Source organism: Candidatus Acididesulfobacter guangdongensis, from assembly GCA_004195045.1.
Taxonomy (GTDB): Bacteria; SZUA-79; SZUA-79; order Acidulodesulfobacterales; family Acidulodesulfobacteraceae; genus Acididesulfobacter; species Acididesulfobacter guangdongensis.
In genome coordinates, this window is the sequence record SGBC01000001.1 from 462622 (window position 1) to 475951 (window position 13330).

At 35.4% G+C, this 13330-nt stretch carries 12 protein-coding genes; 3 read left to right on the top strand and 9 right to left on the bottom strand.

The window, feature by feature from the left end:
• Window positions 1-7: 7 nt before the first annotated feature.
• Window positions 8-1171, bottom strand: a complete 1164-nt coding sequence (locus EVJ46_02225) for a trypsin-like serine protease (protein RZD17070.1) — start codon at window positions 1169-1171, stop codon at window positions 8-10.
• Window positions 1149-2378, bottom strand: coding sequence for a hypothetical protein (locus tag EVJ46_02230; protein ID RZD17071.1), 1230 nt, complete (start codon window positions 2376-2378; stop codon window positions 1149-1151). Before EVJ46_02230 ends, EVJ46_02225 begins: the two co-directional genes overlap by 23 nt.
• A gap of 525 nt (window positions 2379-2903) precedes the next feature.
• Here EVJ46_02230 and EVJ46_02235 point away from each other — a divergent pair.
• From EVJ46_02235 to EVJ46_02245, 3 genes are all read left to right on the top strand, one after another.
• Entirely contained in the window at window positions 2904-4010 is a 1107-nt protein-coding gene (locus tag EVJ46_02235; GenBank protein ID RZD17072.1) for a hypothetical protein, read from the top strand.
• An 8-nt stretch (window positions 4011-4018) separates the two neighbouring features.
• Window positions 4019-5398, top strand: coding sequence for an FAD-binding protein (locus tag EVJ46_02240; GenBank protein ID RZD17073.1), 1380 nt, complete (start codon window positions 4019-4021; stop codon window positions 5396-5398).
• A 129-nt stretch (window positions 5399-5527) separates the two neighbouring features.
• On the top strand, window positions 5528-6895 hold the full coding sequence (locus EVJ46_02245) for a (Fe-S)-binding protein (protein RZD17074.1): 1368 nt from the start codon (window positions 5528-5530) through the stop codon (window positions 6893-6895).
• Between the two features lie 91 nt (window positions 6896-6986).
• Here the strand turns inward: EVJ46_02245 and EVJ46_02250 are convergent, their stop codons facing one another.
• The 7 genes from EVJ46_02250 to fabK all read right to left on the bottom strand — a co-directional run bounded on the left by EVJ46_02250 (window position 6987) and on the right by fabK (window position 13291).
• On the bottom strand, window positions 6987-8240 hold the full coding sequence (locus EVJ46_02250; GenBank protein RZD17075.1) for a serine hydroxymethyltransferase: 1254 nt from the start codon (window positions 8238-8240) through the stop codon (window positions 6987-6989).
• Window positions 8241-8298: 58 nt separating this feature from the next.
• Window positions 8299-8733: a ribose 5-phosphate isomerase B gene (gene rpiB / locus EVJ46_02255; protein RZD17076.1), complete on the bottom strand. Its 435-nt coding sequence runs from the start codon at window positions 8731-8733 to the stop codon at window positions 8299-8301.
• Window positions 8734-8753: 20 nt separating this feature from the next.
• The gene (gene fabF, locus EVJ46_02260) at window positions 8754-10013 is read right to left on the bottom strand and encodes a beta-ketoacyl-[acyl-carrier-protein] synthase II (GenBank protein RZD17077.1); all 1260 of its coding nucleotides are present in this window, start codon (window positions 10011-10013) and stop codon (window positions 8754-8756) included.
• Between the two features lie 62 nt (window positions 10014-10075).
• Window positions 10076-10312 carry an acyl carrier protein gene (locus EVJ46_02265; GenBank protein RZD17078.1) on the bottom strand — a complete coding sequence of 79 codons (237 nt, stop codon included), beginning with the start codon at window positions 10310-10312 and terminating at the stop codon, window positions 10076-10078.
• A 212-nt stretch (window positions 10313-10524) separates the two neighbouring features.
• Entirely contained in the window at window positions 10525-11286 is a 762-nt protein-coding gene (gene fabG / locus EVJ46_02270) for a 3-oxoacyl-[acyl-carrier-protein] reductase (GenBank protein ID RZD17079.1), read from the bottom strand.
• Between the two features lie 44 nt (window positions 11287-11330).
• Window positions 11331-12350, bottom strand: a complete 1020-nt coding sequence (fabD, locus tag EVJ46_02275) for a [acyl-carrier-protein] S-malonyltransferase (protein RZD17080.1) — start codon at window positions 12348-12350, stop codon at window positions 11331-11333.
• On the bottom strand, window positions 12347-13291 hold the full coding sequence (fabK, locus tag EVJ46_02280) for an enoyl-[acyl-carrier-protein] reductase FabK (protein ID RZD17081.1): 945 nt from the start codon (window positions 13289-13291) through the stop codon (window positions 12347-12349). The genes fabD and fabK overlap by 4 nt, the downstream gene beginning before the upstream one ends.
• Between the last annotated feature and the right edge of the window lie 39 nt (window positions 13292-13330).

Here is a 13330-nt window from a genome sequence, read left to right on the forward strand (position 1 = left end):
TTATCGTTTAAGACGGCTGAGCGCCAAGTTTTACTTTAATAAATTTAATTTTATTATCTGTATGTATTTTTAGAACTACAATCTGTCCAGGAATGAAAGAGCTAATCATTCTTTCAAGGCTTGAAAAGGAATCAACTTTTTTATTGTTTATTCTGGTTATAATATCTCCGCCCAAAACATAAGCCATAGCCTTCATCTGTATTATCCTTTTCCCTGCCCTTATGCCGGCTTTATACGCAGGACTCCTTGGAAAAACTTTCTCAACTAAAAGACCTTTGCTTACATTTTTAATTCCGAAAAGCCTGCTAAAACTTTTTGTGACTTTAATGGCTTCTATCCCAAGCCATGGTTTTATTATTCGGCCGTATTTTACTAACTCGGGAATATTTCTTTCTGCAAGATTAATAGGTATCGCAAAACCGATATTTTGAGCTTCTCCTGCCAATTTTGCAGTATTAATACCGATAACGTGTCCTCTGTAGTTAACCAAAGGTCCGCCGGAATTGCCAAAATTAATAGCAGCATCCGTCTGTATTATATTTCCGTAAAATCTTGCGGTAGGAAAAACTAACGACCTTTTAAGTCCGCTTATTATACCGGTAGTGACGGTTTGATATAAATTGTAGGGGTTACCTATAGCCATAACCCTTTCACCAACTTTTAAATCGTTAGAGTTTCCTAAAACGACCGGCACTATTTTCCTGCCTTTAGGATTAATATGAATAATCGCTATATCAGATGAAGGGTCGGTACCGATTATATTTGCCTTTACATTTTTATATTTTAAAAAACTGACGTCTATTTTGCTTGCATTTCCTATTACATGAAAATTAGTTAATATATCCCCGTTATTATTTATAAAAAACCCGGTGCCTATATCTTCTTCAGGCATTATCGCGCCGTTTTTCAATCTGGCAAATCCCAGCACCTGAATGTGCACAACACTGGGCTGCAATTCATGAAACAGTTTTTCGACAATTGAACTGCTTTTATTCGCTGCATTAAATGCGCTAACATTCGCGACTGCAAATGCAAATATTAAAGATACTATAGAAAAAACCGATACAATTGTTTTTATTTTAAGTTTAGATTTAATTTTATTGCCTAATATATTACCGTATCTGTTATTTTTACAAGCACCGTCTGCATTATGCCGCCTCTGAAAAAACATTACTACCTCCGCTCCATTGCTTCGCCTGATGAATAAAAGCTTCCAGTCTAAGCATTAAATTTGTACTTTCCTGCCCGTCAAACCATAGATTTATCCATGGAAAATTATTTAAATCTTCTCTGAATTTTTTTGAAATAGCCTGTACTACCGATCCGGGCATACAATGAAAAGGGTGTATGGCAACAACACCTGAATACCCTCTCTTTGCAAAATCGATAGATTCGCCTACCGTTAAAATGGCCTCTCCGCCTATTGCTATATCAATATATTTTTTTGCATATTCCAGCACTTCTTTAATGCTTGATTCTTTTTGATTTCTGAGCAATTTGGAAAAAGGTTTAAACATATTTGATTCGTCTTTCTTTTGATAATAATTTACAAGGAAACTTAAAAAAATATCTTTAAATTTTTTGTTTCTGAAGGCCTTAGCGGTATATTCGTGGGTTGTGAAAGTTATCCATTTATATGTGGGAACAACGGAAACTTCCGCCCCAAGGGCTTCAATTTTTTCTATCGTAAAATTATTTGTAAATTTGTTGAGCCTTAAAAATATTTCTCCTACAATGCCTATTATTGGCCTTTTTTCGTCTTTAATCGTCACAGATTCAAATTTTTTAGCGCATACTTCCATTGAACTGTATATCTCTTTCCCTTTCTCTATTGCGTCGACGACAATATCTCTGCACTGCCCATAGACTTTTTCCGTCTCGCCTTTATTAATTTCATACGGCCGCACTCTATATAATGCTTTCTCTAAAGTATCTATTGCAAGACAGCCCTGCCAAGCGACCCTTCTGAATAAAGTCGCCTTGTCCCCGACGAAATCCGTGTATGATTTGCCTGCGCTCGGAACTAAAAACTCGACTTCATTATACCCCATGCTATCAAGCACAAGCTCATGCAATCGGTTATACTGCCCAAATTTGCAGGGACCGGGTGACGTCGGCATAAAAAAAGCCGATTTCTTAGGGTCAAAACCTGGTTTCTCAATAACTTTTATTATGTCGCCGGTCGTAACAAAACAAGGCATACACTCATTGCCGTTCGTATATTTTAAGCCGCAATCAATAGTTGAATTATCAGGTGCTTCCATAACTTCCGAATCTACTCCGCATCTCCTGAAAGCGCCGCTTAATGCGTATGCCGCATCGGACATATATGGAATATAAACCTTCTTGTCAAATACCGAAGTATTAGTATGATGCATATTAAACAAACCTCTAAAAAAATATTATTATTTTTATTTTTAATTAATTTATATTGATAATCTAACTGACTATTAAATAGTCTATCATATCATAGGACACTAAAAATTTATCACTCACCTTTTATATATACTATATCCTATTTATAAAGTCAAATTAATAATAGTAATGATTATCTAATAATATTTATTAATCAGTTAAAGTTTAAATCTAAATCTTTTTTATTTTAATTAATTCAATCAAATTGGCTTAATCTTGTTTAATAGGGTTTAATGCAATATAAAGTTATCTTTTGCTTAACCGAGCAAAGAAATGCATAAATATTTTCTATTGCAGAATTAAGGTATTTGATATAATTTTATATAATTTGATATAATCTTGAAACTGGCATCTTAAATATTATTATTTATTCAAAATTAAACATTATTGCTCAAAATCTATCAACAAACTTTAAGCGGCAGCAGCTAAATAACTCTAGTTACTATTATACATCATTTAAATATAAAAATAGATATAAACATATTAAGATGAAATTGCAAAATATTATTGTGCTATACAATCCATTTTCCGGACGTTTTTCATTTAAAAAACTAAATTTTATTAAATATTATTTAAATAATTTGAATATAAAAACAACGGTATTTAATCTTACCGAGAAAGAATTTTACGACAAATTAAAAAATTCGCGTAATGATTTTCTTTCTCTTTATGATGCTATATTTCTTGCGGGAGGGGACGGAAGCCTTAATCATATAATTAATAAATTAGTTTTTAAGGATATCCCTATTGCGCACTTGCCTATGGGGACGGTTAATCTGTTTGCGCTTGAAAACAAAACACCGTTTAATATAAAAAAAGCATTGGATGACATAATAAATAAATATGAACCTATGAAGGTTAATTTAGGAAAAATCAATGATAGATTTTTTTTAATAATGGCAGGCGTCGGCTTTGACGCATATGTAGTAAAAGAATTTGAAAATAAACTGCATACCGCTAATGAAAAATCAATAATTTCTAAAAAAAATAATATATTAAAATATATTAACTACATAGGCAGCGTTATAAAAACTTTAAAAAAATACGAATTTATCGACCTTTCGGTTAATTTGCTCTATGATGACAATAATCTCAATAATTTATGCGAATGTGCCGTATCGTCAAAGAATGCCGCAAACAGCAGGCAAATTTTTATTAAAAAAGCAGATCCAGATTTAGAAAAATGCCGTATCGAAAATCTTTCTGCTAACAAAAATTTATCTGAAAAAAACATCATTGCAAAACAGGTTATTGCTTCGAACCTTAAATATTACGGCGGACCGTTTAAAGTTTTTCCGAACAGTTCGTGTTTTGACGATAATATTAACGTCAGATTAATTAAAAATATAAATAATCGCTTCAGCACATTATTGTGCATGGTTAAATCTATAATCTTCAGTAAGCAATATATGAAAAATAGCGAAATTTATATAAAAGCAAAAAAAATAACTATAAACGCTTCAGATTCGGTAAAAAACAGCACGGTATATTGTCAGTGCGACGGCGAATTCATTGGCACTCTCCCCGTTGAAATAACAAAAGTCAGAAATGCCGTCACATTACTTATATCGCCTGACGGCGAAATTGTGCTATAATAATAAATATGGATAAGAAACTTATATATACCGAATTTAAAAATATTTTAGGCGCTGACAGGGTTTTGGCGGAGCGCGAAGAGCTTTTATGCTATTCGTACGATGCTACAATAAAAGAGTCCATGCCGGATTTTGTTGTCTTTCCGTTAAATGAAGTTGAGATATCGGCTATTGTAAAAGCATGTAATAAATTCAATATTCCTGTCGTCGGAAGAGGAGCCGGCAGCGGGTTTTCCGGCGGAAGCGTTCCTATTAGCGGCGGCGCAGTAGTTTCATTTGCTAAAATGACAAATATTTTAGAATTAGATGAAGAAAACATGTTTGTAACCGTAGCTCCGGGTATTATAAACGCCGATTTAAAAAATTATCTTGCAGACAAAGGGTATTTTTATCCCCCTGATCCGGCAAGCTTTGAATTTTGCAGCATAGGAGGCAATGTAGCGGAATGCGCAGGGGGGCCAAAAGCTGTTAAATACGGTGTCACTAAAAATTACGTGTATGGTCTTGAAGCGATAACCGGAAGCGGAGAAATTATCAATACAGGATCGAAGACTATAAAAGATGTTGCCGGCTATAATTTGACGCAGCTGTTAGTCGGTTCGGAAGGCACTTTAGGCCTTTTTTCAAAAATAATACTGAAGTTTTTGCCTAAGCCGGAAACATCTAATCTTTTAATTGTTTCTTTTGATAGCTCAATCGACGGTTTTAACGCTGCTTTATCTCTGCTAAAACTCAACAGCAGACCTTCAATGCTTGAATTTATGGATAGTTCGTCTATAACTGCTGTTAAAAATTACTTTAAAAACAGTTTTATTGATATTAAGGGTGATTTTTTATTTATAATTGAAGCAGACGGAAGCGCTGATGAGGTTAAGGATGCCATTGAATTATATAAAAACAGACTAAATAAATTTTCTCCGGTTCTCCTGTTTGCCGCCGGAAATGAAAAAGAAAAGAAAGCTATTATGGACGCAAGAAAGGCTATTTCGCCTGCATTAAGAGCATTCGGAGATTTCAAGATAAACAATGATATTGCCGTGCCTATAAATAAAATAGTACAGATGTTAGGTGATATCAAGAACATATCAGATAAATACAATGTCCCTATTATTAATTTTGGTCATTTCGGAGACGGCAATATTCACGTTAACATAATGTTAGATAAAAGTGATGCGACAATGCTCGAGCGCGGTGAAAAAGCCAAGTATGAAATTATGAAAAAAACGGTTGAACTTGGCGGCACTATATCAGGAGAGCACGGAATAGGAACTATGAAAAAAGAATTTATGAATCTAAAATTTGACCCATACTATATCAACTTAATGCGCAATATAAAAAAATCATTTGACCCTAATAATATTTTAAACCCAGGCAAAATATTTGATTAAATATCAGTTTGATATCGATTTAATAATTGCGCTATAAAATTAATCTAAAATTAATCAATGAATTTTTAATCAACTAATAAAACTAAGCAAGTGAGATTTGGTATAAAATAATAACTAAAAATAAAAAAATTGGAAAATATTTTAAATACATCGCTAAAAAGTTTTGAAAATTGCGTAAAATGCGGAAAATGCCTATCTGTCTGTCCTTCATATAATGCTACTTTTAATGAATTTTTCAGTCCAAGAGGCCGTATTCGTTTAATTGCATCCGAAGTTAAAGATGAATTGCCTCTGCGGATATCAAAATTTGAACAATCTATGTCTACATGCCTTCTTTGCGGCAGGTGCGCCGATATTTGCCCAAATGGAGTAAAAACAGGTCCGTTAGTTATAGAAGAAAAGAACAAATTTAATAAAATTAAAAATGAAAAATTTTCTATAGACAGTTTCGCTCTAAACGCCTTGAAAACTAACAACAGATTAATGCTTTCTTCCGGTCTGCGGCTTTCAAATATTTTTAAATTCAAAAATTTAAATATTCCGAAACCTTCCGGCAGACCATTTATTTTACATAAAGATTTAAGATTTACTGCTGAAAAAAATTTTTTAGATAGCGGCGATATGGCTAAAGAAAATAATATTGCCGATAAAAATTTAAAATCAGTTCATATTAACGCTGAACACAATGCGAATAATGTTATTAAAGATATTACCGTCGGTTATTTCAGCGGATGCGTATTCAACAGCATTTATCCCGAAATATCTACAAGCACCGTCAGCGCATTAAATAAAAATAACATATCTGTTTTTGTTCCTTTCTCTCAATCTTGCTGCGGTTTACCGCATATATCAAGCGGAGACACCGCATCATTTAAGGAACTTGCGTTAAATAACGCCTTAAGTTTTAAAGAAAAGAAACTGGAATATATTATAACTTCCTGCGCTTCCTGTTCATTCTCTATTAACAAATTATATCCTTTATATTTTAGCGCTGAAGAAAAAAATAAAACAAAAGAAAAAGAAAGGACCGAAGTTTTAAACTTTTCTAAAAAATTGGTAGATATCTGGGAGTTTTTCAGCATTCTTAAAAAAAAGGGCATAAATATAAAACAGGGAGCATTAAGTAAAGAATTAGACGCTGTATTTCACATACCATGCCATTTAAAAAATTCAGCAAATTTTATTCCGGTTTCCAAAAATGAAAATCTTATCGGCGAAGCGGGCAGCATTATAGATAATATAAGCGGATTAAATCTAAAACCGTTAAAATATAATTACTGCTGCGGAAACGGCGGTATGTTTAATATGCGTCATTATAACATGTCAAAAGATATTACGAAAAGAAAATTCGGAGAAATAAACGATGCCTCTCCAGAAGTCATATTGACTTCGTGTTCCGGATGTATGCTTTCCTTAAAAGACCAGAAAAACATAGAAAACAGCAAAAATGAAATCCCAGTAAGGCATCTTATTGAATTGTACGACAAAAGCATATGAACGCTGTACATATGCGTTATCTTTATTCAACTTTTACGCTATATTTGTATCAGTTGGGGTAATTTGAGGCTTATGCGTTCTTATTTAGCTTTTACTCGTAATATCCCTGATACAGCGGAAATCTTCCGCAAAGATTTATCACTTCATTTTTTATATTCTGCTTTATAGCGCTATCACCCGGGTTAAGCAGAATTTCAGAAATAAGTTCACCTATTTTCACCATTTCCGCTTCTTTCATGCCTCTTGTAGTAACTGCCGGAGTGCCTATTCGTATGCCGCTTGTAACAAAAGGCGTTCTTTCATCGAATGGAATTTTATTTTTATTAACCGTTATTCCGACCTCATCTAATAAATTCTCGGCTTCCTTTCCCGTCATTTCTGATTTTCTAAAATCAACCAGCATCAAATGATTGTCCGTGCCGCCGGAAATTAAGCTGAAACCGTTATTTTTAAGAGTATCCGCAAGAGCGGCAGCATTAAAAACAATCTGCCTCTGATATTCTTTAAATTCATTAGAAAGAGCTTCCTTAAAACATACTGCTTTAGCCGCTATAACATGCTCAAGCGGTCCGCCCTGAATACCGGGAAAAATAGCCGAATTAATCTGTTTTGCGTACTTTTCTTTTGCCAGTATTATCCCGCCTCTCGGTCCTCTTAAAGTCTTGTGAGTAGTAGATGTCACGAAATCCGCATATGGCACGGGATTAGGATGAAGCTCCGCTGCAACTAATCCGGCAATATGAGCCATATCAACCATAAGATACGCACCTGTTTCATCTGCAATTTCTCTGAATTTTTCAAAATCTATTATTCTTGGATAAGCGCTTGCTCCTGCGATGATAAGCTTAGGGGAACAAGATTTGGCAATTTTTCTTAATTCGTCGTAATCTATTACTTCAGTCGTTTTATTTACACCGTAAGAAACCACCTTATAATATTTTCCGGAAAAATTAACATGGCTACCGTGGGTTAAATGCCCTCCCTGAGATAAATCCATGCCAAGAACCGTATCTCCTGGATTTAAAAACGCATAAAAAATAGCCATATTAGCCTGAGAGCCGGAGTGAGGCTGCACATTAGCGTATTCGGCATTGAATATTTTTTTTAGTCTGTCTATAGCCAGCTGCTCAATACTGTCAACGTTGGCGCAGCCGCCGTAATATCTTTTGCCCGGGTAACCCTCGGCGTATTTATTCGTTAAAATAGAACCCTGAGCATCCATAACCGCTTGTGATACAAAATTTTCCGATGCAATAAGCTCAATAGAATATTGCTGCCTTTTAAGTTCGCTCTGCAGAAAACCGTAAACTTCCGCATCATAGCTTTTTAAATTTTGTCCATTCAATTTTGTTCACCTGTATAGTTTATAATTTATATTTATTATTATTTATTCTATAAATTGATTATATATTATTAATCTCATCTATCCTATGCTGGTGCCTGCCGCCTTCAAATTCTGTATTTAAAAAATTGTCCAAATATCTTTCTACTTCGAGAGGCGTCATAGTTCTGCCGCCAAAAGTTATTACATTTGCATTATTGTGTTTTTTAGCAACCACCGCGGTATATTCATCGTAAATCAACGCAGCCCTGATACCCTTAACCTTATTTGCGGCTATTGACATACCTATTCCGGTTCCGCATGCTAAAATGCCGATGGAACCCGAGTCTTTCGCCGTTTCTTCGGCAACTTTCTTAGCATAATCCGGGTAATCAACGCTTCTGGTTGCGGAGTCCGTACCTAAATCAATAAACTCTATTTTTTTTTCTTTTAGATAGTTTTTAATCGACTCTTTCAGATCAAATCCGGCATGGTCGGAACCTATATATACTTTCATTATAATTTTCCTATTATTAATTATTTACCTTCCCATTTTTTTAAAACTAAGGTAGCATTTGTTCCGCCGAATCCGAAAGAATTTGATATTGCATATTTAATATCGGCTTTTCTCATGATATTAGGCACATAGTCAAGATCGCATTCTTTATCGGCTTCTTCAAAATTTATAGTAGGCGGCACTTTTCCAGAATACAAAGTCATAGCCGTCGCTACGGCTTCTATGCCTCCTGCGGCTCCTAATGCATGTCCTATCATAGACTTAATTGAACTAACCATAAGTTTCTTACTGTGTTCTTTAAAAAGCTGTTTAATAGCCTTGGTTTCGTTTAAATCGTTATAATATGTGGATGTACCGTGAGCATTAATATAATCCACATCTTCAGGATTTATACCGGCATCTTCTACTGCATTTTTCATACAATAAAACGCGCCCTGCGCATTCGGGTCAGGAGTCGACAGATGATAAGCGTCGGAAGAAAATCCATAGCCGACAACCTCTGCATATATTTTGGCGCCTCTATTTTGTGCATTGGTCAATTCTTCTAAAATAACTATGCCGGAACCTTCGCTTACGACGAATCCATCTCTATTTTTATCAAAAGGTCTGGAAGCTTTTTTAGGTTCATTGTTTCTGGTTGACAGCGCTTTCATAGCATTAAAACCTGATATGCATAAAGGGGTTATCGTGGATTCCGCCCCTCCTGCTATCATAACATCTGCGTCTCCCCTTGCAATTATCTTATAAGCATCTCCGATGGAATTGGTTCCTGTAGAACATGCCGAAACAGTGCTCGCATTTGGTCCTTTTGCGCCCGTCATAATGGAAACCTGCCCCGGCGCCAAATTTATCAGCAGCATCGGTATAAAAAACGGAGAAATTTTTTTAGGTCCATTTTCTAATAAAAGCGTGTGATATTTTTCAATGGTCATCAGCCCGCCTATTCCAGCGCCTATCCAAACACCTACTCTATGCGCATTAGATTCGTCAATCTTAAGACCGGATTCTTCCAATGCCATTTTTGAGCATGCAACAGCATAATGGATAAATCTATCCATCTTTTTAACTTCTTTTTTATCGATAAAATTTTCCGGTTCAAAATCTTTAACTTCTCCTGCGATCTTAGTTGTATATTCGGTCGTATCAAAAGCGGTAATCAGTCCTATGCCGCTTCTGCCGCTAATCATTCCTTCCCATGAAGTATTAAGGTCGTTGCCTAAGGGCGAAATCATAGACATACCTGTGATTACCACTCTTCTATTGCAATTAGTTTTTTCCATTGAAAAACACCTTTATAAATATTTAAAATACGCTTTGCCGTGAAACAGGCAAATTTAGCAAATTATTTCGTATGCTCTTCTATATAAGACACAGCATCTTTTACAGTCTTAATTTTTTCCGCATCCTCATCGGAAATCTCTATACCGAACTCTTCTTCAAACGCCATAACTAACTCGACGGTATCCAAAGAATCTGCTCCTAAATCCTCAACAAAAGAAGCGTCATCTGTTGCTTCATCCGGTGTAACTCCGAGCTGTTCAACTATTGTTTCTTTAACTTTTTCTGCAACCGACATTATATAATCACCTCCTTATTTTTTAGCGACAGTTAATCTTTTCCGCAAATTATAAAATCGTACCGCGCAATTATAAACATAAGCACTTCACCGACATTCGCATTTTGCCCTCGCATATCAATATACTACAATACACAAAATATTCGTGTGTACTAAATACACAGCTGAAGAAATCCGTATTGGAGGAAAAAATGCATCAGCCTAACACATCTTATTTATCTCATATACATTCCGCCGTTTACATCTATCGTAGCGCCTGTTATATAATCTGAAAGCTCAGACGCAAGAAAAAGAACGGCATTGCTCACGTCTTCAGGAACGCCAAACCTATTTAGCGGAATTTCTTTTTTTATGTTATTTTGAACAACTTCATTTAATTTATCGGTCATGTCAGTGCTTATAAATCCCGGAGCTACGGCATTCACATATATATTTCTTGAAGCATACTCTTTTGCGGCGGATTTAGTAAACGCTATCATTCCGGCTTTAGCAGATGCGTAATTAGCCTGTCCTGCATTTCCTGATTCTCCTATAACCGAAGAAATATTAACAATTTTTCCTGCTTTCGCCTTAATCATATATTTTATAACATTTTTTACGACATAAAACAAACCGTTTAAATTTACATTAATAACTTCGCTCCAATCCTCATCGCTCATTTTAATTAAAATCGCGTCTTTTGTAATACCTGCATTATTAATTAAAATGTCAATTTTACCGAATTGCAGCATAATATCCGCGATAGTTTTTGCGATGCCGATGCTATCGGATATATCTGCTTCATAAAAAGAAAATCCCGCATTGTCTTTTATTTTCGATAGTTCGTCTGAAATTGCCGAAAACTTTACATAGCTCCTGCCTATTATAGCAACTTTAGCTCCTGCCGTCAGCAAAGTTTTAGTAATAGACAGCCCTATACCGGCATAGCCGCCGGTAACAATAGCATTTTTTCCTTTCAAGTCAATACAAAAAGACATATTTATTCGACAGTGTATATTTTATATTTTAATTATTATTACAATCAGTCTGAAATTATTGTTTTTAATCCCTTAAAAGATTCTACAGAATTAACTGAATATGATAAAATTTCTTTATCTATCCTTTTTACAAGTCCGGCCAAAACATTCGCAGGACCAACTTCTATTATCGTATTAACGTTTTTATTTTTTTTCATATTAACAACGCAGTCAATCCACCTTACCGGAGAAGTTATCTGAAGAAGAAGATAGTTTATAGCATCATTCTTTTTCGAATAGCCGCTTCCGTCAACATTTGAAAAAATTTCTATATTATTGTAAGAATCATTATACCATTCCGGATTTATAAAATTCCTCAGACCTATTGCCGCATCTTCCATATAAGGCGTATGAAAAGGAGCGCTTACAGGCAGATAAACAATTTTTTTAGCTCCTTTTTCTTTCAATAATTCGCAAGCCGTTTCGATATCTTCAGCTTTTCCAGAAATTACCGACTGGACAGGAGAATTATAATTTGCTATAAAAACTGTTCCCTTTATGGCGCCTCTGTTTCTTTCGCCGTCACCGAAGCTGCCTGACCTATTATTTATTTCGCTAACGGTGTCTTCTATAATTTCGGCAGACAAACCTATTACCGCCGCCATTTTTCCAAAACCGACGGGGCACGCGCTCTGCATTAATTCTCCTCTTTTTCTTGTTATAAGCAATGCGTTTTTAAATTTTATAATGCCGGCGAAAACATTCGCGCTGTATTCTCCCAGACTGTGACCTGAAGCAACCGAAATATTATTTATATCAAATTCATTTTTAATAATATTTAAAATAGCTACGCTCATAGTTAATATTGCCGGCTGCGTATTTTCAGTCAAATTAAGCATATTTTCATCATCGCCGAATATCAGCTTTTTCATATCTATTTTTAAAGTATCCGAAGCCTCTTCCAGAATAATTTTGTATTCCTGAAAATTATCATAGAAGTCTTTGCCCATTTTTATATGCTGCGAGCCCTGACCCGGAAAAACAAATGCTATATTTCTACCTTTCATTTCGCTCATTTCATTCATAAAACAAATTTTAAAAAATTATTTATAAATTCTTCAGTCTGCTGCATAATTTCTTCAATAACTTCTTTGACCGATTTTTCTTCTTTAATAATACCGGCTATCTGACCGCTCATCATTGAGCCGTAATCGGAATCGCCGTCTATTGCAGCCGCTTTGAGTTTACCTATTCCCAATTCTTCATATTCTTTAATGTCGGCGCACTTTTCTTCCAGCTCTAAAAACTGTTTTGATAACTTATTCTTGAGAACCCTTACGGGATGTCCGGTAGGTCTTCCTGTAATCACAGTATCTCTGTCAGATGCTTTTATTATCATATTTTTCCAGTTTTGATGAACATTGCATTCTTTTGTAGCTATAAATCTGGTACCCATTTGAATACCTGAAGCTCCAAGACATAGTGCCGCGGCAAAACCCCTGAAATCGGCAATGCCTCCGGCAGCAATCACGGGAATGCCGACATTTTCAGCAACCTGCGGAACCAAAGTCATGGTGGTAGATTCGCCGATATGCCCGCCGGACTCCATGCCTTCTGCAATTAAAGCATCTGCGCCTGCTTTCTCCATTCTTTTGGCTAATGCCACTGCCGGAATAACCGGTATAACTTTTATACCGGCATCATGAAATCTTTTAATGAAAGGACCTGCGTTTCCAGCTCCGGTTGTGACAACCGATACCCCTTCGCTTATAACGGCATCTACAAGTTCGTTTATATATGAAAGATATAATATCAGATTAACTCCAAACGGTTTATCAGTATTCTCTTTAGCAAGCCGTATCTGTTTAACTAATAAATCCGGCGGCATCTGACCTGCTCCTATTATACCGAGACCGCCTGCATTTGATACGGCTGAAGCGAGATTATAATCGGACGCCCACGCCATGCCGCCTTGAAATATAGGATATTTTATACCTATGAGTTCACATATGGGAGATTTCAACATTTTATTTTAGTTTTCCTGACTATAACTATTTATTTTATT